The 455-nt window shown below is 73.2% G+C and carries 1 protein-coding gene; it reads right to left on the reverse strand.

Features of this window, described 5'->3' with window-relative positions; all coding sequences use genetic code 11:
- Window positions 1-165: 165 nt before the first annotated feature.
- Window positions 166-455 (reverse strand): universal stress protein (locus LPA54_RS38425; protein WP_228985011.1); only part of this gene is annotated, 290 nt, incomplete at its 5' end.

Raw genomic sequence — 455 nt, forward strand, 5'->3', positions numbered from 1 at the left:
GTCTACCGCAAGGCGCTGGACGCGGGCGATCCGACACCGTGGCTGGGGGGCAGGCCGGTGCGGCCGGTGTTCCGGCGGAAGGTGTGAGGCGGGGGAGGCCGGCGACAGGCTGCTGTCGGCCTCCCGATGACCGTCGACGTCGTGAGGTCACGTACCGTCAATGGATCACGAGCGTTCGGCGGCCCCTCGCACGACGGCGACCGGGCAGTACGCATGATGCAGAACCGCCTGGCTGACCGACCCCAGCGTCAGCCCGGCGAACCCACCACGGCCCCGGGCCCCGACCACCAGCAACCGCGCCGAGCGGCTGGCCTCGATCAGCGCCTCACGGGTCTGGCCGCGGGGCGCCCGGGACTCCACGCTCACCCCCGGATACCGCTCTCGGCACCCTGCCAGCGCCTCGGACACCAGCCGCTCCTCCGCCTCGGCGACTCCCTTCGGCATGGCCACATAGG

Source organism: Streptomyces sp. DH12, from assembly GCF_020873895.1.
Taxonomy (GTDB): Bacteria; Actinomycetota; Actinomycetes; order Streptomycetales; family Streptomycetaceae; genus Streptomyces.